This is a genomic window from Ewingella americana (assembly GCF_006438725.1).
In the GTDB taxonomy this organism is placed as follows: Bacteria; Pseudomonadota; Gammaproteobacteria; order Enterobacterales; family Enterobacteriaceae; genus Ewingella; species Ewingella americana_A.
The window spans coordinates 34,866-54,318 of record NZ_RCZD01000015.1; the positions used below are offsets into that span (position 1 = coordinate 34,866).

11 protein-coding genes are annotated in these 19,453 nt (G+C 52.3%); 9 read left to right on the forward strand and 2 right to left on the reverse strand.

Annotated features, from left to right (window positions below):
- Nucleotides 1-23: 23 nt before the first annotated feature.
- Nucleotides 24-2,015 carry a biofilm formation regulator HmsP gene (hmsP, locus tag EAH77_RS21465; RefSeq protein WP_140475041.1) on the reverse strand — a complete coding sequence of 664 codons (1,992 nt, stop codon included), beginning with the start codon at nt 2,013-2,015 and terminating at the stop codon, nt 24-26.
- 576 nt (nt 2,016-2,591) lie between these two features.
- Between hmsP and EAH77_RS25705 the strand changes: the two genes are divergently transcribed.
- From EAH77_RS25705 to EAH77_RS21500, 7 genes are all read left to right on the forward strand, one after another.
- Complete coding sequence (locus EAH77_RS25705; RefSeq protein WP_140474916.1) at nt 2,592-3,344, forward strand: cellulose biosynthesis protein BcsO; 753 nt, start codon at nt 2,592-2,594, stop codon at nt 3,342-3,344.
- A complete protein-coding gene (gene bcsQ, locus EAH77_RS21475) occupies nt 3,335-4,138 on the forward strand; it encodes a cellulose biosynthesis protein BcsQ (RefSeq protein ID WP_140474918.1) in 804 nt (267 codons plus the stop codon). Before EAH77_RS25705 ends, bcsQ begins: the two co-directional genes overlap by 10 nt.
- Nucleotides 4,139-4,168: 30 nt before the next feature.
- Entirely contained in the window at nt 4,169-6,274 is a 2,106-nt protein-coding gene (bcsA, locus tag EAH77_RS21480) for a UDP-forming cellulose synthase catalytic subunit (protein ID WP_140474920.1), read from the forward strand.
- Nucleotides 6,271-8,781 (forward strand): cellulose biosynthesis cyclic di-GMP-binding regulatory protein BcsB, encoded by a 2,511-nt coding sequence (gene bcsB / locus EAH77_RS21485; protein WP_140474922.1) that lies wholly within the window; start codon nt 6,271-6,273, stop codon nt 8,779-8,781. The genes bcsA and bcsB overlap by 4 nt, the downstream gene beginning before the upstream one ends.
- Before the next feature lie 66 nt (nt 8,782-8,847).
- Nucleotides 8,848-12,681 (forward strand): cellulose biosynthesis protein BcsC, encoded by a 3,834-nt coding sequence (locus EAH77_RS21490; RefSeq protein ID WP_140474924.1) that lies wholly within the window; start codon nt 8,848-8,850, stop codon nt 12,679-12,681.
- Between the two features lie 17 nt (nt 12,682-12,698).
- A complete protein-coding gene (gene bcsD / locus EAH77_RS21495) occupies nt 12,699-13,178 on the forward strand; it encodes a cellulose biosynthesis protein BcsD (RefSeq protein ID WP_140474926.1) in 480 nt (159 codons plus the stop codon).
- Nucleotides 13,179-13,187: 9 nt separating this feature from the next.
- Nucleotides 13,188-14,201 carry a glycosyl hydrolase family 8 gene (locus EAH77_RS21500; protein ID WP_140474928.1) on the forward strand — a complete coding sequence of 338 codons (1,014 nt, stop codon included), beginning with the start codon at nt 13,188-13,190 and terminating at the stop codon, nt 14,199-14,201.
- 208 nt (nt 14,202-14,409) lie between these two features.
- Here the strand turns inward: EAH77_RS21500 and EAH77_RS21505 are convergent, their stop codons facing one another.
- On the reverse strand, nt 14,410-15,801 hold the full coding sequence (locus EAH77_RS21505; RefSeq protein ID WP_140474930.1) for a carbohydrate porin: 1,392 nt from the start codon (nt 15,799-15,801) through the stop codon (nt 14,410-14,412).
- Between the two features lie 418 nt (nt 15,802-16,219).
- Between EAH77_RS21505 and EAH77_RS21510 the strand changes: the two genes are divergently transcribed.
- Nucleotides 16,220-18,112: a bifunctional metallophosphatase/5'-nucleotidase gene (locus EAH77_RS21510; RefSeq protein WP_140474932.1), complete on the forward strand. Its 1,893-nt coding sequence runs from the start codon at nt 16,220-16,222 to the stop codon at nt 18,110-18,112.
- Nucleotides 18,113-18,248: 136 nt separating this feature from the next.
- Nucleotides 18,249-19,340, forward strand: coding sequence for a glycosyltransferase family 9 protein (locus tag EAH77_RS21515; RefSeq protein WP_140474934.1), 1,092 nt, complete (start codon nt 18,249-18,251; stop codon nt 19,338-19,340).
- Nucleotides 19,341-19,453 lie beyond the last annotated feature (113 nt).

Sequence of the window (19,453 nt, forward strand, 5' to 3'; positions counted from 1 at the left end):
AAAATGACCTCAGGGTCACAGCATCAAGGCTGCACAGCCTTCTCTTCACAAAATGTGCGCTCAAACTCTGCCTGGGACAATGGCGGGGAGAAGAAATAGCCCTGGCCAAACAGAATGTGATTTTCTAACAGCCAACTGCGCTGCTCGTCAGTTTCCACCCCTTCAGCAATCAGCTGGATGTTCATGGCCTTACCTATAGAGGCCACAATGTTCACCATCACGTCGTCATCCGGCAGGACGCTGACGAAACTGCGGTCAATTTTGATAACGTCGATCGGCAGGCTGCGCAGTCGATTGAGGTAGTCCAGCCCGGAATAGCCCAACCCAAAGTCATCCAGTTCGATGGATACACCGACGGCACGCAGTTCGCCCAGCAATATGAGCGCACGATCCAGATCATCAATGCGGGCCGTTTCGGTGATTTCCAGCACCAGTTGGCCGGGATTAATTTTATAACGGCTCAACAGGCTACGCAGCTCTGGCAAGAAATTACGCTGTTGTACCTGAATGCCTGAGAGATTAACCGACAGCGGCAGCGTAATGCCGCGCTGCTGCCAGCCAGCAAGAATGCGGCAACCCAGTTCGAGCACTTTATAACCCAGCATCCCCATCACGCCGATCTCTTCCGCGAGCACGATAAAATCACTTTCCAGACCGTAGCTGCCGTCGGCCATTTTACGGCGCAACAGCGCTTCCGCCCCCACCACCGCGCCAGTCGACATATTGACCTGCGGCTGAATAAACAGCACAAAGTCGTTCTGCTCCATGGCGTGCAGAATTTCATTCTCCTGCAACAGGCGTTTCTGAATTTTTTCGGTCAGTTCCGGTTCAAAGAACAGGATCTGGTTTTTACCTTGCTGATAGGCAGAAACGCGCGCAGCGCGGGCATTCACCATCAGCTGTAAAGCGGTGACCGCCACCTCGCCATTATAATGCATAATGCCGATGCTGCCGGTCGGATGCAGCGCCAGCGGCGTCTTGTCGCTCTCCTGAGGCGCATTAATGCGCTCCATGATTTGCCGGGCCAGGCGCATCGCCATAAAGGGACGCGCAATGTCGGTCGCCAACAAGGCAAATTCGTTGTAACTCAGACGCGCCAGCAGACACTCCGGCGGTAAGACCTCCATGATCGAACTGACCAGCGGACAACCGACATGGCCGTCATCACGCAGGCTTTCGATACCGATCAGCAGCAGGTGGAAATCTTTTTCTTCCGGGATGGCATTAATGCGCAGCTGCAAATGCGCCATAAACTGCGCTTCATTACTCAAGGCGGTTGGCGGCAGACTCGCGTGCTGAATTCTGTGTTGTGCTTTCAACCAGTGCTGCTGGTTACGGTTATAACTGCGGACCAACATCCCGAACTCATCATCTTCGTGGCGGGCGGGCAGGCTGAGTTGGTGATGGACGATGTCACTTTCAGACAGCGCTTCCAGTTCACGGGCGATCGCGCGTAACGGTTTGATCATCAGACGGTTGATACACCAACTGACCGAGATCGACAAAATCAGCGCCAGCAACAGGTACGTCGTCAGCATGGTGGAGAGCGCGCTGACGATAAACTGATACATGCGATAGGAGTCAGCCTGTAACTCAAGATAGGCCAAAGGCTTGGGGGCTGTCGGGCTGGCCGCAGCGGAATAGAGCGGGACCGAGATAGTGACCGGCAAATTAAACATGCGGACCACCCACTCAGGAACCGGGCGTCCGGCAGGGAAATGGGTACTTAGCGCGGTGATTTCATTGGGTAAAACCACCTCCGCGCGGCTGAGAATACCGACCGGACGCAGCGTGTTGAGAATATCCTGAGTTTCATTGAGGTCGACCTCCAACACGGCCTGCGACAAGGGCAGCCTGACGGAGTGGGCAATGCTTTCAAGTTGCTGGGCGTAATCGTCCCTCCGCTGCTGCACAAAGTGAAACAGTTGGATGACGATAAAAATACAGATAGTGATCACAGCGACACTTGACACTGCAGCCATCTGTTTAATGGTTAATGAACGCCTGACCCGCAATATATTACTCTCCAACACCGACCAACCTGATTTAAAGCCCACTTATCTTAACAGGCAGCGACGGGTAACCCTATCCTGCCGCAGTATACCTGATAAGAGAGGACTCTGGTCTCGTCCCGAGCGATTTTGTCTATTAAAACAACATCTTTATGACAGGAGATTTCATTCACTGCTATTCCTGACGCTTTTCATACAAATAAAAATAATCCTGCTATTTGCATTTCGCTCTGAAGGTTCGACTTCGCCTCTCATAGTCATTCTGATATTAACAACCCCAAAGCAATAAGTGTGCTACATATCACATTAAAGGCGGTGGAATTAACGCCACTATTGAATATTAGCAGCGAGTTCGGCCAAAAATTCTTTTTTACCAAGCAGTTAACAATGGCCTATAGTTATATGGGCTAATTCCTATTTTTTGTAAATTGTGCTTCTTGCTGCACCTTAGCTGATATATTAGGACTATTCCTAAGCTGGCATTTTTTCTGTACGAATCAATTCTTTGCTGAAATTTAGCTACTGATGATCGTTGGCCGTTTTCACGTCCTGATTATATAATCCCACCGGGCAGGTTATATGAATAAATATGACGACATTAAGCGCTTCCTTGAAAAATCAAAAACAGAAGATATTGATTATAAAGAGATAAGTGAGTCTTCTGTTGGCAATGGCATGACCGGCTCGATGAACAAATGGTCATTAATCAAGCAGGTCTCCGCCAGTGAAGAAGCACCGAGTGCACTGGAGAATGGCCGCACCACCCTGCCAACACCTCAGGCCATTTCCGCCGAAGAATTTGAGCGCACGGTGACGGTTGCCCATGACCTGTTGAACACGCCGGTTTCCACCCCCTCCATCGCTGAATCAGCGCCGATAAATACCTTATCGGCAGAAATCCCGGCAACGGGCAGTAACCTGATGGAAGCGCTACGTGAATCACTGCCGCCAGTATCGCCACCTCTTGCGGCACCTCAGGCACCCACAGCGCAGCACAGTGCTGCCATTTTACATGCACAATCGGTTACGCCAGACAGTGCAGGAAGCCTGCTCGATTCGGTGAAAAATGCCCTGCCTGTCCAGCCACCGGTACAAGCGCCTCAACCGCAGCCTCAGCCAGCGTATAGCGCCCCTGCGGCGCCAGTTAACGCAGCCGTTGCTCCGGCCCGGACACAACCCGTTGTAGCGCCGGTGCCCGTTTCTGCACCGCCACCACCGGGCGCGCAATTTCGCCAAATGTTCAAACAAAAAGCTCCGCTGTCTGCGGGTGCTTACTTACATCGCGATACGCCGCTTCAACCCTTGTTAGAGATGATTGCATCATGCCGTTAGTCTGTGTGTGTTCCCCGAAAGGTGGGGTTGGAAAAACCACGGTCGCCTCCAACCTGGCGTATTCCCTGGCCCGTAGCGGCAGCAAAGTCCTGGTCATCGATTTCGATGTACAGAATGCCTTGCGCCTGCATTTTGGTGTACCCATTTCCGACACCCGCGGCTTTGTGGCCGGATCGGGAAATGAGTCTGACTGGAGCCAGTTTATTCTCAAGGCTGGGTCGAATACGTTCGTCCTGCCCTACGGTGAAGTGAGTGAAGATCAGCGACTGGAATTTGAACATCAGTTGGCCAGCGACCCGCATTTTTTACAGCGTGGTTTAAATACCGTGCTTAATTACCCCGGTCTGGTGGTGATTGCTGATTTCCCTCCTGGCCCCGGTCCGGCGTTAAAAGCCGTGCAACCTTTGGCTGATTTACACGTGGTGGTGATGCTGGCGGATACCGCATCGCTATCGCTATTACCGCTGATGGAAAAAAATAAGCTCATCGGTTCCCCCCTGAATAATAAAAAGGGTGAGTATTACGTGGTTAACCAAAGTGATAATCGCCGGACTCTGAGTCGTGATGTCACGCAGTTCTTTGAACAACGCCTAAACGAACGGTTATTGGGCACCATCCACAGGGATGAATGTGTGCCAGAGGCGAATGCCTCGCAGCGCTCTATTATTGATTTCAGCCCGGTATCCGCTTCGGCTTTTGATATTGAACTGATCAGCAAAAAAGTCGCGGCCATTTTAGGGATCAAAGTCGGTGATGGAGAATTGCATGCCTCTCCAAAACCAAATAACTATTAATAGCTCCAGCAGACAGCGACCCTAAATGCGATGAATAAATTCCTATTCTCCCTGCTCGTCCTTCTTTTGCTGCCGGTAGCGGCAGTTATTATCATCACGCCCATGGACAGCCAGAAGCAGTATATATTTGGTCTGATTAGCATCGGTTTATTATTCATCTTAGGACGAATAAAAAATCGACGTATCTCTATAGTGCTGGTGATTCTGTCAGTATTAATGTCCACCCGTTATATCTACTATCGGGCAACAGAAACCCTGCATTTTAACTCCACCATAGAAACCATACTGGGAATAGGACTGTTCCTGGCAGATATTTATGTCTGGGTGGTGTTAATGCTGGCTTATTTGCAGACCATGTGGCCTTTAAACCGAACGATTGAACCCTTGCCTGAGGATATGTCGCTGTGGCCGACGGTCGATGTTTATATTCCGAGTTACAACGAAAGTCTTGATGTGGTTCGAGATACCGTTCTGGCCGCACAGTGCATTGATTATCCGAAAGATAAGATAAAAATTTATCTCCTCGATGACGGAAAACGGAACGAATTCGCCGTATTTGCCGCCGATGTGGGCGTCGGTTATATCACCCGTGATAACAATGCCCACGCGAAAGCCGGCAATCTAAACAATGCCATGAAACTCACCAAAGGTGAGCTGATTTGTATTTTTGACTGTGACCATGTGGCAACCCGGGTATTTTTACAGGCAACAGTGGGCGGCTTCCTTAAAGATGAACGCCTGGCACTGGTACAAACGCCGCACTATTTTTACTCACCCGATCCCTTTGAGCGCAACTTATCGATAGGGCGCAATATCCCGAAAGAAGGATCGCTGTTTTATGGCCCAATCCAGCAGGGGAATGACAACTGGAATGCCACCTTCTTCTGTGGCTCCTGTGCGGTTATTCGCCGCAGCGCGTTAGATGAAATTGGCGGTTTTGCCGTGGAAACCGTCACCGAAGATGCGCATACTGCATTGAAAATGCAGCGTCTTGGCTGGAAATCGTCCTTCCTGGCTATCCCGCTGGCGGCAGGCCTTGCCACTGAACGCCTCGGTTTGCATATCATCCAGCGTACCCGCTGGGCACGCGGCATGACGCAAATTTTACGCATGGATAACCCACTGTTCGGCCGGGGGCTGACCATCCCGCAAAGACTTTGTTACCTCAATGCGATGATCAGTTTCCAGTCAGGTTTACCACGGGTGGTGTTTCTTACCGCCCCGATTGCCTTCCTGCTGTTTAACTTGAATATCATTGCGTCTTCTTCGGCCCTTATTTTCGCCTACGCCTTACCGCATCTGGTGATGTCGGTTTATATGAACTCAAGGCTGAATGGCAAATTCCGCTACTCATTCTGGGGCGAAGTGTATGACACGGTCATGGCCTTCCACTTGATTATCCCAACCCTGGTGACGCTGATTTCCCCGAAAAAAGGGAAGTTTAACGTAACGGATAAAGGCGGGTTGCTGGACAACGGATTCTTCGATTTCCATATCGTTAAACCACATCTGATCGCATTGACGCTGATGCTAATGGGCATTGGCTGGGGTTTAATCCGGGTGATATTCCACGATTATTTTGATGTCGATCCGAGCGTTATTGCCCTGAACGTGGCATGGGGCAGTTTTAGCGTGATCATTCTGCTGGCCGCGATTGCGGTCGCCAAAGAGACCCGTCAGGTACGTAAAACGATCCGCATCGATGTCGCCATTCCGGCCATTATCCATTATGCCAACGGTATCTCCCTGCGCACCGAAACCATTGATATGTCGATGGGCGGCGTGCAACTCGTCACACCAGATGTCCGCTATCTGAATGAAGAGATTGAAGAGGTAGAAATTCAGCTGGCGTCCGGTGCCGAAAGCTTCCCGGTCAGCCAAATCAGCGCTGACAAAGACCGCCTGCGCCTGCAGTTCGAAAATCTCCCGCTGGATAAACGGCGTGAATTGGTCCGGGTTGTGCTGTCACGTGCTGACGCCTGGATTGGTGATGAATATCCGCAAGACAGGCCGCTTCACTCACTGTTCGGTATTGTCCGTTGTGTGTTCGATCTTTTCTTTGGCACCTGGCGCGAACGCCGTGCAAAAAATAAAACCTTGGCCAAAGAATCCGCCAGTAAGAGTGAAGCCGCATGAAACGACCATTAAAAAAATTATTCACTCGCCGTTTAACCACCGGACTGCTGCTTTCACTGGGCGTTCTGCCGCTGGTGCAAACCAGCGCAGAAGAGTCTGCCAGTACACCCGCGATGACTCAAAGTAACGGCCAGAATGCGACAGCAGACAGCGGAATGGGGAATTTGCCTCCGGCTCCCTCCTGGTTGCCAGCGACGCCGCCGGTCCCGGCCGGTAATGTGCCCCAGATCGATACCCGCCAGTCTGAAGTCGCCGCAACCTCAACCGGTGAGGCCGCTCCGCAAGCGGACACCACGCCGGCCAACACATTCCCGGTGGCAGCTTCACAGGACGCAGCGTCGGCGCAGGGATCCCCCCTGGTACAGGCGGTAACCAGTACCGTAACCGTCGCGGACATGGGCCAGCCCAACGGCCTGACGCTGAGCGGCGGCCAGTTGCAGTCAGGGATTATTTTCACCCTGCCCGGCGACCAGGTGATCACCAATGCCAAACTGTCACTGGCACTGAAAATCTCCCCGGCGCTGATTGCCCGGGATACCACGCTGGAGCTGATGCTTAACGGCCAGCCATTGGGCAATCTGCCGCTGAGCCAGAGCAGCAACGGCGGTGACGTCTATGAACTGGATATTCCGGCAGCGATGGTGGTGTCGAGCAACAACCTGAGTTTCCGCGTTCATGACATCAACACCATGACCTGCGAGAAAGATCAGTCGGACAAATATTGGGTCACGGTTCTGCCCACCACCAGCATCGGGCTGGAGGGTCAGCAGCTCAACATTGGCCGTAACCTCGGTCACTTCCCGCGTCCGTTCTTTGACCCGCTGCAAATGCAAGAGTCGAAAGTGACAATGGCGTTCTCATCATCGCTGCAACCGCAGGATGTCAGCGCTGCCGCCATCGTCGCTTCTTATCTCGGTATGCTGTCTGACTACCGTGACATCGACTTCCCGGTGGTACTGAATGATTTGCCGGAGCAGAACGGCATTCTGTTTGGCAAACCGGGGGATAAAATTGGTTCGCTGACGCTGCCTGCCAGCAACGGCCCGTCGATTCAGATCATCGATAACCCGCTGAACCCGGTCTACAAACTGCTGCTGGTATTAGGTAATGATGAAAACCAGCTGCGTCAGGCCTCTTACCGCTTGATCAGCGCCGCGATGCCAAACAACACCGATCATCTGACCGTCACGCAGCAAAGCATTCCAACGCGTAAACCGTACGATGCTTCGCGCTGGATTGATACTTCCCGTCCTGTGACATTGGGAGAGCTTGCCGCACGCGACCAGAACCCACTGACCGCGACCGGCATCTTCCATAATGAAATCCATGTGCCGTTCCGCGCGGCACCGGATCTCTTTATGTGGGATGGTCACACCATTCCGGTTCGCATTGATTATCGTTTCCCCACCGAAAATTGGATCGACGAGGACAACTCACAGCTCAATGTCTCCATTAACGGCACTTTCCTGCGCAACCTGACGGTCAATAAAGTCGGCCTGCTGGAAAACGTCTGGCGGCGTCTTGGCGGTGATAGCCGTCAGGAAAGTTACACCATCAAACTGCCCCCTTATCTGATCTATGGGGATAACCAGCTGGCATTCTATTTTGATATCAAGCCGAAGAAAAACGCGCCGTGCAGCATCCTGACCAGCGATAACATCAAAAGCCGCATCGACCCGAACTCTTATATCGATCTGAGCAGCAGCTACCACTTTACCCAGTTACCGAACCTCTCGTATTTCGTGGGGGCGTCTTATCCGTTCTCCAAACAGGCAGACTTCTCCGACAGCCTGTTACTGTTGCCGCCGGTGCCGACGGCGGGGGAAATCCAGACCCTGCTGAACATGGCGGCGCGTTCCGGTAATGCGACCGGCGTGCCGGTCAGTCATGCGCAGGTGGTGTTTGGGCTGAAAGGCAACGAAGGGGATAATCCGCTGTTTGAACGCGATATTTTAGCCATCACCACGCTCGGGGATTCCGCCTTTAACCAACAGTTGCTGGAATCCTCGCCGTTCGCCATCAACAACAATTCGCTCAGCGTGAAGACGCCGACACAGCTGCAACGTGCGCTCGACGCCCTGACCGGTGACTGGTATCGCCAGCCGCTGGATGCCGACCGTTACCTGTCGTCAACGGGTGCCGGGCGCGGGTTTATCAGCTACCGCTCGCGCTGGTCGCCTGACCATGCGGTGATCGTGGCGACCGGCACCGACGACCAGCAGTTGCTGAAGATCCACGGTGACCTGAAGTCCTCCAAAATCAACGCCGGTGTTCGTGGTGATCTGGCCATCATTACGGATGAAAACGGTATCCGCAGCTTTGCCGTCGGCAAGCAGTTCCCAACCGGCCAAATGCCGTGGTACATGATGGTGGTCTGGTATGCCAGCACGCACATTGTGATCCTGTCGCTGATCACCGTGATGCTTTCACTGCTGATAGGCTTGAGCCTGTACGTCCTGCTGGCCAAACATGCCGCGAAACGTCTGGGTAAGAAGCCGAAAAAATGAACAACACAATAATAATGACGATAGCACCTGACTCGGGCAGGCCACTGGCGATCACCGGAGTTACAAATGAAAAAACATAAACTGTCACTGGCCGTGGTCAGGGCTATTTATCTGGTAGGGATCGCCGGAATAGGAAGCTTCAGCGCTGCGAGTTACGCAGCGGACACCACAAATCCGGCCCTGAAGGCGCTGTTCGATCAGGCGGCTTATTGGCACGAACGCGCACATGACGATCTGGCGAAAGATGCGTTGAAAAAAGTGTTGCTGGTTGACCCCAACAACACGCAGGCGCTCTATCTGATGTCGCTCTATTCGATGCAGGCTGGAGATAAAACCGCCGCCAATCAGTGGCGTGAAAAGTTGAGTGCCGTGTCACCGCAGGACTCGCGGCTGGCCTCGCTCAACAGTGCCAAAGCCATGCAGTCCATTCCGCCGACCCAGTTGGCCTCGGCCCGGCAGATGGCGGCGCAGGGCAATATCAGTGGTTCACTGGCAACCTACCGCACTATCTTTAACGGCAACCAGCCACTCGACAGTCTGGCCACCGAATATTACCTGACAATGGCCGGTGACAAGACGCTACAGCCACAAGCCATCGAAGGGCTACAGCAGCGCGTAGCGCAACGTCCGGACGACACGTCGGCGAAACTGGCGTTGGGCAAAGTCCTGACCTATCAGGAATCATCCCGTCGGGACGGGATCAATTTACTCGGTAGTTTGGCCGCCAACAGCCCGGAAGCGGACCGTTCGCTGCGTCAGGCGCTGTTGTGGATGGCGCCGAAAGAAACCGACCGCGAGCTTTATCAGGGTTATCAGGCACGCCATCCGAATGACACCGCCGTGATGGCCTATTTCCAGAAAAACATCGGCGGCGTGGCCAAAAGTCAGGGCTTCAATGCGCTCAACAGCGGCGACGTCACCGACGCCAAAACCCAGTTCCAGACCGTACTGGCGGGCAACCCTAACGACCCGGACGCGCTGGCCGGCTTGGGTTATCTCGCTCAGCGCAGCGGTGATTTTGCCGCTGCGGCAGATTATCTGAATCGTGCCGCCCAGCAAGGCGGAGCCAACAGTGCTCAGCTCGCCGCGCAGGCACAAGATTCCGCGTTTTACGCGCAATTGGCGAAAGCCAAAGCGGATGCCGGTTCCGGCAACTATGACAGCGCGCTGGCCGCCGTGACGCCGCTGACGCAGGCCGAAGGCGACAAAGGTCTCTCCGCCAGTTTGTTGCGGGCCGACATTTTACGCCGCAAAGGCGATCTGGCCGGTGCCGAGCAACAATACAGCGCACTGGGCGACAACCCGGATGCCCGTGCCGGACTCTATTACGTGCTGCGCCAGCAGAATAAGCCGGAGGCCAGTCAGGTTCTGCAAACGCTGCCGGTGGCGCTGCGCAACAAACTGCAACCACCTGCCGTGGCGGACGTTATCGAACCGATGCGCCGCCAGGCTGCGCAGGCCATGGCAAACAACGATCCGCAGCGCGCACTGAATATTTTACAACAGGCACAGCAACGTCAGCCGGGCAACGTCTGGGTAAAACTGGATATGGCGCGCATTCTGCAAAAGCAGGGGCAAACCGCACAGGCGCAGTCGCTGATGGCCAGTTCCACCCGGCCGGGAGCCGGTGCGACAGACCTGTACGCCGCCGCGCTGTTTGCGTCGGAAACCAAAAACTGGTCCACCGCCAGCGCTCTGCTGTCACGTATTCCGCGCAGCAACCAGACCGCCGCGATGCGTGAACTGGCCCAGCGCGCCAACTTCAATCAGCAAATGGCGACCGCCGAGGCCTATCAGCAGCAGGGCAACAGCGCCGCTGCCGCCAATACGCTGCGGGCACTGGCGCAGGATCCGCCTTCGGCACCCGCTGATGTCGGGGCATTGGCGAAAAATCTCGCCGCCACCGGGCAGATTCCGCTGGCCGTACAGTTAGTGCGCCAGAATATGCAAAAAGGCGTGCACGGCAATGCCGGTGATTATGCCGATCAGGTCACGGTGCTGAACCAGGCTGGGCTGAGTAATGAAGCGCAGGCCTTCCTGCAGAATCCGCAGATTCAGGCCAGCACCACGCCGACCGAAATGGCGGATATGCGCAACGGCTTTGTGATCAATCAGGTCGATCAACTGCGTGAACAGGGGCAGTACGCGGCCGCTTATGACAAGCTGGTTGTCGCGCTGCAGGCCGATCCGCAAAACCGCGACCTGATGCTGGCGATGGCCCGCCTCTATCAGTCCGGCAAAATGAACAAACAGGCAGGTCAGGTTTATAACTACCTGATGAGCAACGACACCCCGACGCAGGATGCCCGCATCGGTGCCATTAACGTGGCGCTGGCCGAAGGAGATAACGCGCGGGCGCATGAGCTGATGAACGGCCTGACCGGGCCACGTACGCCGGATCGCCTGTTACTGGCTGCCCGCGTCGCGGAAGCCGAAGGTGACCACCAGCAGGCGCTGGCGCTGTTGCGTTCAGCCAAAGGTAAGGTGATCGGACTGGAGGGCGCAGACGGCGGTTCGTCGCAAATCGCCGGTTTGCAGTTGACCGACAATCCGTTTATCAACCGCTCTACGCAGGGCACCCGCAGCACCACACAATCGGTGTATGGCACGGTGATGCCATGGCAGCAGTCAGATCAAGTCTCCTCAACCAGCACCGCTCCGCTGCCAGGTGCAGCACCGACCGCCGTGGTTCAGCGTAATGCTACCGAGAAGCAGATCGACGATATGCTCACCACGCTACAGGACAAAACGGCAAACTGGGTGCAGGGCGATCTGTCCGTGCGCGGGCGTGATGGCGAAAGCGGCCTGAGCCAGCTGACCGAAGCCAAAGCGCCGATGACCTTCTCCTTCGTGCCCTTTGATACTTCACGCGTTACGCTTGGCGTCACCCCTATCACGCTCGACGCCGGCACCAGCAGCGGCGACGCCAATAACCGTTTCGGTACCGGTGCGCTGCACGGCGTGCTCAGCCCGTCGGCGCAGGCACTGGCCAATACCTCCAGTACACCGCCGTCGGCTTCGCAATATATCGCCGATCAGTCCTCCGGTTCACAAAGTCAGTCTGGCGTGGAACTGAACGCCGCACTCAGTGGCGATAATTATAAAGTCGATGTGGGTTCTACCCCACTCGGGCAGGATTTAACCTCGCTGCTCGGTGGCGCGCAGTGGGCACCAAAACTGGGGGATTTCACCACCCTGACGGTAACGGCTGAACGCCGCGCGGTGACTGACAGTTTGCTCTCTTATGTCGGTGTGCAGGATAGCTACACAGGCAGTAAGTGGGGACAAGTCACCAAAAACGGCGGCAGCGTTAACCTCTCCTATGATAATGGGGATGCCGGTTTCTATGCTGGCGGTGGCTACTACAGTTATCTGGGTACCCATGTGACCTCGAATACTGCGGTCAATGCTAACGTCGGTATGTATATTCGCCCGTATCGTTATGACGACCGCGAGCTGAAAACCGGTATTAACGTCGGTTACATGAACTTTGACAAAAACCTCAGCTACTTCAGCTACGGCCAGGGCGGTTACTTCAGCCCGCAGAACTACGTCAGCGTGTCGTTCCCGGTGGAATATACCCAGAAATATAATGACTGGGATCTCAAGCTGAGCGGTGCAGTCGGTTACCAATCCTATACCCAGGATGCAAGCCCTTACTTCCCTGAAGATCCTGATTTGCAGGCACAGCTGGAGAACAAAGTGGCAAACAACACCGCGCAGGAAGCCTATTATACGGGGGGTTCCAAAAGTGGTATCGGCTGGAATGCGGGCGTCGGCGGCAACTATCATCTTAATAAAAACATGCAGATTGGCGGGCAAGTGGGCTATGACACGTTCGGTGACTACAATGAAAGTAAGGCTCAGGTCTACTTCCGTTATCTGATGGGCAACAACTGATCCCGGTGGAAAAAACCATGCAAGAACAAGATTATTCGCAGGTTGAGCAGCAATACTATCGCCACCGTCATCAGACTTCCGGCTGGCAGAGTTTGGTTCAGGTGCTGTTTTCCGGCATTCTTTCATCTGCCGATGACGAAGACGGCCGCCGCTTCCTGACCCTGATGGGCGGCAATCTGGCGCGCCAGCATCCGTTACCGGCCTCGGCCACGCTCGGCGAGTTGGAGGACAACCTGAATCAGTTGCTCAGCCATTTCGACTGGGGGGTGGTCAAAATTGAAGCTACCCAGCAGCAACTGACGCTGGTGCATATTGCCTGGCCTGCCGCGCCGCAGGGGCAGGATCAAGAACTGTGGACCATCGCGCTTATCGCCCTGCTTGAAGGGGCCTATGCCGAATGGCTGCTGGCGCAGGGCGGGCAATCTTTTGTCCCGCTGCGCTGGCAGGAAAGCACCCGCGAAGGTGCCTTGGTCTTTCGTTATCAAAATGGATTGTAAGGAATTTTTATGTGGTCATTTCGGGCCCGCAGCCTGGTGCTGTGGTTCAGCCTCGCATTATCGCTTTTCTCTACGTCAGTAATGGCGCAGGACACCGGTTGGTCAGACTATAAAAGTCGTTTTCTGATGCCAGACGGGCGGATTGTTGACACCGCTAATAAAAACGTCAGCCACACCGAAGGGCAGGGTTTCAGTATGCTGCTGGCGGTGTTCAACAACGATCAGAAGACCTTCGACAAGCTGTGGCAGTGGGCCAACGACACCCTCTACCGCAAAGATGTCGGGCTCTATTCATGGCGCTATGACCCGAGTAACACCCCAAAAGTGGTGGATAAAAATAACGCCGCCGATGGCGATACGCTGATAGCCTGGGCATTATTGCTGGCCGGTGACCAATGGCATGACCCGCGTTATACACAGGCGTCAGAAAAATTGCAGGCGGCGCTGATTAAGCACACGGTGATCGACTACGCCGGTTATAAAGTGATGCTGCCTGGCATTTCTGGGTTTAATCAGACCAGTTCAATTACGCTCAATCCCTCTTACTTCATCTTCCCGGCATGGAAAGCCTTTTATCAACACAGCCATCTGAAAGTGTGGAAAGATCTGGATGAGAGCGGTACCGCGATATTGAGTAAAATGGCCTTTGGCGATGCCCGCCTGCCGACTGACTGGGTCGATATGAGTGTCGATGGCACCATGAAACCGTCAAGCCGCTGGCCGACGCGCTTCAGTTACGATGCGGTGCGCATTCCGCTATACCTCGGCTGGGCACACCCCGGCAGCCCGAATCTCGCCCCGTTCATCCAGCTGTGGCAAAAGACGCCGCGCGATGCGACACCGGCCTGGGTTGATGTCATGACCGGCACCACAGCGCCCTACAACATGTCGCCGGGCCTGCTGGCTATCCGCGATTTCACCATGGCCAACCGCAGCGCCATCAGCCCGAATCTCGTGCCAAAAGATGATTACTACTCGTCATGCCTGCAACTGTTGACCTGGTGGGCCAGTCAGGGGAAATAGATTTCACGCAAATCCAACCCAATAAAAGAGGAAACGGCATCTGATGAGGATGCCGTTTTTTATTTTCCAGACGCACACTGATTTGCCCAAAATCATTCGAGTTAGATCCAGGCGGCAACTGAATGAATCCCCGAGAGCTTACTCAGGTAAGTGACCGGGGTGAATGAAGGCCGCCAACGCCGAGCTCACTTGAAGGATGAAGGGCAAATTAGAAGTAGTATTTGAAGCGCGCACGTACTCCATATCGCGTGTCATTATCGCTCTGATCGCCGTTATCTGCGGTGTCGAGCATAGAGGCGTAGGCACCCAGATAGAGATTGAAGTTCGGCATATTCATAATGTTCGGGATCAGATAGGACGTATGCACCGTGTGGATGCTGTACGTGCCCGCACCGTCAAAGGCGTAGTCGCCGTTGTCATTGCGCATGAATCCGCTGTTGTTGAACTCATCAATCTGGTTGTGCGCATAGATATACCCCAGTTCCAGACGGTGCCACAACACGTTGGCGCCGATGGAGAAATCTTTCTCGTCCTGCGCGTCAAGATAGGCGGTGCTGAAGTTGGCGACCACGCCATCATCAGGGTCTGCTTTCTGGCCGTTCCAGGTCATGGTCATGCCATAGCCATTACGTTTTGACTGATCAACCGTGTCACCCTGCGCATTTTCATACCCATAGGCATTGTTGACCACGTTGCTTTCCATCGCGACAGCGGCGGAAAAAGCATCGCCTTTCCAGGCCACAATCGGGCGAAGATAGACCACGTTTTTGTCATTGGTCAGGCTGTTACCGTGGTAATCCCTGTCAGCAAACAGTGAAGTGCCATCTTCCACCAGCGTGTTTAATTCGAAATACCAGTTACCGATATTTTTGCTCAAATTGAAGTTGCCGCCGCTGTCACTGCGCCCGCGCCCTTCTTTCATCATGTAGATATAACCGTAACCGTCAGAGTAGAGGTCATTGGCGGTATTCCCGGAATACTCAACAAAAGTGTCCTGATTGAGCGGGAACATATCGTAGGCTTCGAAGCGTCCCACTTTGGCCTGCCAGTTTTGCTCCTCGCCGAAGAAGAAGGCGGCGTCATCGACATTCATGCTGCCGTGAAGGTCTGCCAGTGGTTGTACCGTGAAACCGGAGAATTGCCCATTCTCATTGCGGCGGTAACCATCGACCCCAATCAACAGGCGGCCGTTAATATCCCAGCGTTCATTATTTCCCGCCTTCCAGTTTTTATTATCGCTGGTCCTGGCCGACGTTAATTGCCCACTGCGGCTGGCACCGTCCATATTAAATTCCACATCACCATACAATTTCAGGTTATCGAAACCATTAAGGGTGAGCGCTTTAGTATTGGCCGGTTCTTTCTGTTGAATATCCACGGCGGCCACCTGCATTTCCTGCGTTTTCTTCAGTGTCTGGTCGTCATGTTTTAGTTGCTGGATCTGTTTTTCAGCATTGTCTGCCCGCGTTTCCGCCTGTTGCAACCGCTGTTCAAGCTGCGCCAGACGGGCTTCGAGACTGGCAGAGGAGGACGCTGCCGCATTACAACTACCTGATACCGCAGCCCCGACCATTAAAGCGATAAGTGTTAATTTTTTCATGATGTCCCTTTCATTAGCCATTTAAAGAAATAACGTAATCGGAATGGTAAATAACATAATTTTATAAAAATCTTTATCAACATAAATAAATAAATAAAATGGAATGTATGGCGAGAGAATAATATCTGTCAAAAGACTTTAACTATAAACGTGATGCCGATCGGCCTCTTGGTTAACTGCTATTATTAATAATTTGTATTAATTATATTTTTATTTTAAATATATAAAATGCAAATGAGTAAACAGGGAATTATTCTGCGAATTAATACGCTGCGCAGGGCGATCGGCTAATAATCATCTCAGCCATAGAGTGCGTCACGTCGCATTTCCAATGTCGCTTTTGCAAAGTTTCTAGCCAATATGGGATTGGCCTCGCATAATTTCTTTCTAATACAGCCACCTATAAAAAGAAGAAACGATGAAAAAGACGATTCTCTCCATGCTGCTTTGCGCAAGTACCTCTGTCATGGCCGCCGAACCGGTCAATATCACTATTCTGGGTACCTCCGACCTCCACGGCACCTTCGTACCCTGGGATTATTCCACCGACACCGAAAATCTGGCGGGCAGCCTGAGTCAAATTGCCACGCAGGTGCATAAAGTTCGGGCGCAGCAACCCAATGTGATTTTGGTGGATGCCGGTGACACCATTCAGGGCAACTTCATTGAGACTTTCAAGAACGATAAAACCAGCCCGATGATCCTCGGCTTTAATGCGTTGAACTACGACGTCTGGGTGATGGGTAATCACGAATTCGACTTTGGTCTGAAGGCGTTAGCCACCCCGCTCAGTCAGTTTAAAGGCACCGCGCTGGCGGGAAACATTCTGTGGGACAGCGGCAAACCTTATCTGCCTGCCTATAAAATCATTGAACGTCAGGGCGTGAAAATCGGCGTCATCGGCATGGACACCCCGATGACCGCTGAATTTGCCAAAGGCACCGATCGCATCAAAGGCCTGAACTTTACCGACCCGGTTAACGCGGTGAAAAAGGTGATTGCGGAACTTCACGGCAAAGTGGACGCCATCGTGCTGGTCGCTCACATGGGCATCGATAACGAGAACCAGCGCCCCGGCACCGGCGTGGGAGATATCGCCCGCGCCAACCCGGAACTGGCGGCCATTGTCGCCGGGCATATGCACGTAAAAGTGGATAAAGAAGTGATTAATGGCGTGATCATCACCGAACCGGATAAATATGGCCGGGCGTTGTCGCGCATCGATTTGCAGTTTGAACAGCAGAACGGCAAATATGTGCTGATCAATAAAGACTGCTACACCTATCCGATCAAGGGCATCACGTCCGACAAGCAGATGGAAGAGATCTACCAGCCGTTTCATAACATCCTGCGGGCCAATGCCAACCGGCCGATTGCCCAGCTGACCGGGCAGGATCTGGTACCGCCGGACGCTGTGAAAGGTATTCCTCAGGCGCATATTCAGGATACCGGCATCAGCGCGTTGTATCAGGAAGCCAGCCGCTACTACGCGCCTAAGGCCCAGGTCATCGCTTTGCAGATCGACAATGACCGGCCAAAACTGAACGTGGGCACCATCACCGCCAAAGATATTGCCTTCAACTACCAGTATGCGGGCGGCGAAATCACCGTGTATCAGCTCACCGGTAAAGAACTGAAGAAATACATGGAGTGGTCGGCGGGATACTTTAATCAGCAACATGACGGGGACGTGACCTACAGCTTTAACCCGCTGCGCCGCGCATCTAAATATTCCACCAACGACTTCTTCGACGGCGTCACCTATACCATCGACCTGCGTAAACCGGTCGGGCAGCGCATTACCGATCTGAAAATGAACGATGGCTCACCGGTTACCGACAGCACACCGATCCGCCTCGGCATGAACGCTTATCGCATGGGCCACCTGACCCAAAAAGGCGGCGCGCTGGAGGGAATGCAGTTCCCGGTGCTGTCAGATACCAAAGTGGAATATGGCGAAGAGGCCGGAACCATCCGTAATCTGACCCTCCGCTATCTGACTGACGTGAAGAAAGGCCAGTATCAGGGCAAGGCAGAACATCGCTGGAAACTGACCGGCATGGAAGGTTACGAGCGTGAACGCAAAATCGTGGATCAGTTGCTGAACGACGGCAAAATCAGCGTCCCGACGACAGAGGATGGCCGCTACACCAACGTGGCCTCCATCAACGTCAAACCACTGCTGTTTAGCGATGCGAAAATCATGAAAAAACAGATCACCGCGCTGCAACAACAAATGCAGGCCACCAGCGATCCGGTGGTGAAAAAGCAGCTGAGTGACCAATTGGTGATCATTGAGGCGATTAACTGATTGGGCACCAAAAAACCGCAGTAAAGACTCATGCCGCTCGCTTAAAAACGGGCGACTTGCTTTTTGTTCAACACCACAGGATAATTCGCATACAATTTTTACCATTTTTTGTATTTAGCATCTTCAGGGAAAAAAGATGAAGGGTTTTGATTTTAGGAAAAAACACCGAAAACTCAAACAAGACATAAGTAATTTTCGGATTAATATTTTAAAATTACGCTCATTAATAAAAAACCGGGTATCAAAAAAAGATAACCTCAATGGCAAGCTACAACCAACTATACTCATTCTCAGAACAGGTGATGAAATTGGGGATGCTATAATAGCCACAGGGTTAGCGAAAAAATTATATGATGCGGGATATCAGGTTAATTTTCTTGCCGGTAAATCATGCGCGAATTTATTTAGCCACACAGCCTTTATTAATAAAGTTTTTATATATGACCGAGATAAATCCCCACGAAGATTAAAACGAGAAAAATTTGATATTGTTATTGATTTGAATGATATTTTAACCTTCCGACGAATTAAATTAATTTATCACCTTAATGCTAATATTACCATTGGATTTAACAAGTCAAAATATCCAATGTATTCAAAATCCATTGAATTTATGGATATTGATATTCACATTACGGAACGGTATAAAAAAGTATTGGACTTTCTTGGCATTGAGACGACTGACTATGAATATTTATTGGGCGTTAGCGAGAGTGATGAGAAAACACTATCTGATAAAGTGTCACCACTGAATGTTAAATATTTAATCGCGTTAAATCCACTCACCAGTTCATTAGATAAAAATCTCTCTAAAAAACAAGTGGAAGATATTATTTATTTCATTAAAGACAATTATCATAGCATTGGTATCATACTCATTGGGAGATACAATAAAATATCTGAATTTAAAACAGATGAGTGTATTGTTTTCCCTGAAAGTACAATTAGTTTTGCTACAGCCATTGTGAAAAATGCAGATTTAATCATCACACCTGATACGTCCATTGTTCATTTATCACGAGCTTTTAATAAAAAAATGGTCGCTATTTATAATAATGGAAGAATAGAGGAGACAGGATTCCTTGCCTATAACATGTGGCTTCCTGGTTATGAAAATTCGACTGTTATTCGAGTCAACACACCCAATATTAGTGAATTTGATTCAAAGGAAATCATCACAAAAGTCAAAGAAATCATCCCTCCAGAGTTACTCAAGATATCAGCCTAATGATAACTGCCTCTGAGGCTGGTGTTCTTCCTGGCCGATTTAGCCCAGTAGAATTCCCCGTCCTTAGCGAAAAAACTGCACCTTAATCAGTTGGGTCCAACTTTTAGGGTGCA

Bases quoted from the DNA above. Each gene is read 5' to 3' on its own strand.
- EAH77_RS25705 (WP_140474916.1), top strand. From the start codon at position 2,592: ATGAATAAATATGACGACATTAAGCGCTTCCTTGAAAAATCAAAAACA.
- bcsQ (WP_140474918.1), top strand. From the start codon at position 3,335: ATGCCGTTAGTCTGTGTGTGTTCCCCGAAAGGTGGGGTTGGAAAAACC.
- bcsA (WP_140474920.1), top strand. From the start codon at position 4,169: ATGAATAAATTCCTATTCTCCCTGCTCGTCCTTCTTTTGCTGCCGGTA.
- bcsB (WP_140474922.1), top strand. From the start codon at position 6,271: ATGAAACGACCATTAAAAAAATTATTCACTCGCCGTTTAACCACCGGA.
- EAH77_RS21490 (WP_140474924.1), top strand. From the start codon at position 8,848: ATGAAAAAACATAAACTGTCACTGGCCGTGGTCAGGGCTATTTATCTG.
- bcsD (WP_140474926.1), top strand. From the start codon at position 12,699: ATGCAAGAACAAGATTATTCGCAGGTTGAGCAGCAATACTATCGCCAC.
- EAH77_RS21500 (WP_140474928.1), top strand. From the start codon at position 13,188: ATGTGGTCATTTCGGGCCCGCAGCCTGGTGCTGTGGTTCAGCCTCGCA.
- EAH77_RS21505 (WP_140474930.1), bottom strand. From the start codon at position 15,801: ATGAAAAAATTAACACTTATCGCTTTAATGGTCGGGGCTGCGGTATCA.
- EAH77_RS21510 (WP_140474932.1), top strand. From the start codon at position 16,220: ATGAAAAAGACGATTCTCTCCATGCTGCTTTGCGCAAGTACCTCTGTC.
- EAH77_RS21515 (WP_140474934.1), top strand. From the start codon at position 18,249: ATGAAGGGTTTTGATTTTAGGAAAAAACACCGAAAACTCAAACAAGAC.